The following is a 3575-nucleotide window of genomic DNA, read 5'->3' on the forward strand; positions in this document are numbered from 1 at the left end:
CACCTCTTCAGGGTCGATGATTACCTTCCGCTCGAGATGAACGCAGTGCCTCGCTCGGCTTAGGAGCGCCCCACAGGCGCAGAGAAACTTCGCTCTGCACCTGTGTGACCCTGAGCCACGTCGTCTACACCCCGAGGGGCGGTGGCCCGCAGAACGTGCTGCGCAGCGCGGCGCTCGCGCAGATCCACGTGCCGTACGACAGCGGCGAGCCGCGCTACCACGACCTCGGCTCGCTCGGCGAGTCCGCCATCGCGCTGACCGCGGCCGACTGCCCCGGCGGCGAGCGGCGCGGCTCGTACGTGTGCGTCACCACCAGGGCGCGCGGCCACGCCCACCTCAAGGACGGCTTCGGCGACGACGAGGCCCGCAGGTCGCGGCAGGGGCAGGAACTGGTGGTGCTGTCGGGCTACCAGGTGGGCTGGTACGCGTACGTCGCGGAGTGGGTGTTCGGCGACGACGGCTCCATCACGCCGCGCCTCGGGGCCACGGGCTCGCTGGCGGGCACGGTGACCACGCCCCGGCACGGCTGGCCGATCGGCGTCGGGCGGCGGCATTTCGAGGAGTCGCACAGCCACAACGTCTTCTGGCGGCTCGACTTCGACGTCAACGGCGGCACCCGCGACGCCGTGGAGCAGTACGACTTCGCGGGAAACGGCACGAAGCGCCGGTCCATGGTCCGCACCCGCTTCGCCACCGAGACCAGGGCCGTCAACCGGCGCATGCGCTGGTGGCGGGTCCTCGACCCCAGGGCGCTCAACGCCGACCGGCACCCGGTCTCCTGGGAGATCGACAACTCCGACAGCGCCGAGTACCGCGGCCCGGCCGACGAGGCGTTCACCCGGGCCGACCTGTACGTCACCCAGTACCACGCGTGCGAGCGCCTGGCCACCCAGAACCCGCTGCCGCGCTGCCGCGACAGCGTCGACCGCTACGTGAGCGGAGAGCGGCTGAGCGACCCGGTGGTCTGGGTCAACGTGGACTTCCACCACGTGGCCCGCGACGAGGACGCCGATCCGATGCCGGTGCACTGGCAGGGTTTCCGCGTCGTCCCGCGCGACGTCACGGCGAAGAACCCCAGTCCCTGAAGCCCCGGCCGTGCCCTGACATACACCAGGTATTCCCAACTTTCGGTGATTGTCGCCGTGAAAGCGGGCAGTGGCTGGGTTGGACGGTCGTCGTAGGGCAGGGTTGGGAGCATGCCGATGAGGACAGAGCTCGACCGCCTCGCGGGCGGGGCGCACCACGATCCCCATTCGATCCTGGGCGCGCACCCGGTCGCGGGGGGCGTGACGTTCCGCACCCTGCGCCCGCTGGCCGAGCGGGTGCGGGTGGTGCTGGAGGACGGGACGGCTCACGAGCTGAAACACCAAGCCCACGGGGTGTTCGAGGTGACGGTGCCCGGCCTGGACAAGGTGCCCGCGTACACGCTGAGCGTCCAGTACGCCGGCGGGGAGCCGCAGGAGGTGCGTGACCCGTACCGGCACTGGCCCACGCTCGGCGAGATCGACCTGCACCTCATCGGCGAGGGGCGGCACGAGCGGCTGTGGGAGGCCCTGGGCGCGCGCGTCATGCGGCACCAGGACGTGGACGGCACGGCGTTCGCCGTCTGGGCGCCGAACGCGCGCGGCATCCGGGTCGTCGGCGACTTCAACCACTGGGACGGCACCGCCTACCCGATGCGTTCCCTCGGCCGCTCCGGGGTGTGGGAGCTGTTCGTCCCCGACCTGGGGCCGGGCGAGCGGTACAAGTACCAGATCCTCGGCGCCGACGGCGTGTGGCGCGACAAGGCCGACCCGATGGCCCGCCGCACCGAGGTGCCGCCGCAGACCGCCTCGGTGGTCGACCAGTCCTCCTACGCCTGGGACGACGCCGAGTGGATGGCGCGGCGGCGCGAGCAGCAGGCGCAGCGCGGCCCGATGAGCGTCTACGAGGTGCACCTCGGCTCGTGGCGGCCCGGCCTGTCGTACGTGGAGCTGGCCGACCAGCTCGTCGAGTACGTGCGCGACATGGGCTTCACGCACGTGGAGATGCTGCCGGTGGCCGAGCACCCGTTCGGCGGGTCGTGGGGCTACCAGGTGACCTCCTACTACGCGCCGACGGCGCGCTTCGGCAAGCCCGACGAGTTCCGCTTCCTGGTGGACCGGCTGCACCAGGCCGGCATCGGCGTGCTGCTCGACTGGGTACCCGCGCACTTCCCGATGGACGACTGGGCCCTGGCCCGCTTCGACGGCACCCCGCTGTACGAGCACGCCGACCCGAAGCGCGGCCTGCAGCCGGACTGGGGGACGTACGTCTTCGACTTCGGCCGCAGGGAGGTGCGCAACTTCCTGGTGGCCAACGCCCTGTACTGGCTGAAGGAGTTCCACGTCGACGGGCTGCGGGTGGACGCCGTGGCCTCGATGCTGTACCTCGACTACTCGCGCCGCGAGGGCGAGTGGACGCCGAACATCTACGGCGGGCGCGAGAACCTCGACGCCGTCGAGTTCCTCAAGGAGATGAACGCCGTCGCCTACCGGGACGAGCCGGGCATCTCCACCGTGGCCGAGGAGTCGACGGCCTGGCCGGGCGTCTCGCGGCCGGTGCACCTGGGCGGCCTGGGGTTCGGGTTCAAGTGGAACATGGGCTGGATGCACGACACGCTGGCCTACCTCCGGCATGAGCCGGTCTTCCGGCAGTACCACCACCATCAGATGACGTTCTCGCTGATCTACGCCTACTCCGAGAACTACGTGCTCCCGCTGTCGCACGACGAGGTGGTCCACGGCAAGGGCTCGCTGCTGGGCAAGATGCCGGGCGACGAATGGCAGCGCTTCGCCCAGCTCAGAGCCCTCCTGGGGTTCATGTGGGCGCATCCGGGCAAGCAGCTGCTGTTCATGGGCGGCGAGTTCGGCCAGGGCTCGGAGTGGTCGGAGGAGCGCGGGCTCGACTGGTGGGTGCTGGAGTTCGACGGGCACAAGGGCGTGCAGCGGCTGGTCCGCGACCTGAACGCGCTCTACCGTGACACGCCCGCGTTGTGGGAGCTGGACACGGACCCGGCCGGGTTCCGGTGGATCGACGCCGACGACGCCCCGGGCAACACGTTCTCGTTCGTCCGCTTCGCGGAGGACGGGTCGGCGGTGGCGTGCGTGGCCAACTTCAGCGGCGCGCCGCACGAGGACTACCACCTCGGCCTGCCGTACGGCGGGCAGTGGACCGAGGTGCTCAACACCGACGCGTACGACTACTGGGGCAGCGGGGTCGGCAACCTGGGCTCGGTGGAGGCGGTCGAGGAGTCGTGGCACGGGCTGCCGTACTCGACCCGGCTGCGGGTGCCGCCGCTGGGCGTGGTGTGGCTGAGCAGGGAGGCGCCGGAGGCGGAGCAGCCGGCACTCGCCGGCGAGACGGCCACGGCGGCGACGGCGGCGACGGCGGCCCCGGAGTCCGCGGCGGCCCCGGCGGTGGCCGGGGAGGCGGAACCGCTGCTCGCCGAGGAGCCGCCCGCCTCCTGAGGCGTCCCAGGGGAACATGCCGGGCGCGGCGCGGCGCCGCGTCGCGTCGCGCCCGCGAGCCGTCGGCGGCCGCGGCCGGGGCGCAAG

The 3575-nt window shown here is 71.7% G+C and carries 2 protein-coding genes; both read left to right on the forward strand.

The genetic code is table 11. The features are described from left to right. The first annotated feature begins 104 nt into the window (after positions 1 to 104). Positions 105 to 1085: a copper amine oxidase gene (locus AB0H81_RS44245; protein ID WP_358388368.1), complete on the forward strand. Its 981-nt coding sequence runs from the start codon at positions 105 to 107 to the stop codon at positions 1083 to 1085. A gap of 117 nt (positions 1086 to 1202) precedes the next feature. After that, positions 1203 to 3488 carry a 1,4-alpha-glucan branching protein GlgB gene (gene glgB, locus AB0H81_RS44250; RefSeq protein WP_358388371.1) on the forward strand — a complete coding sequence of 762 codons (2286 nt, stop codon included), beginning with the start codon at positions 1203 to 1205 and terminating at the stop codon, positions 3486 to 3488. Positions 3489 to 3575: the final 87 nt, after the last annotated feature.

It is taken from the genome of Nonomuraea sp. NPDC050691 (genome assembly GCF_040654455.1).
Lineage (GTDB): Bacteria > Actinomycetota > Actinomycetes > Streptosporangiales > Streptosporangiaceae > Nonomuraea.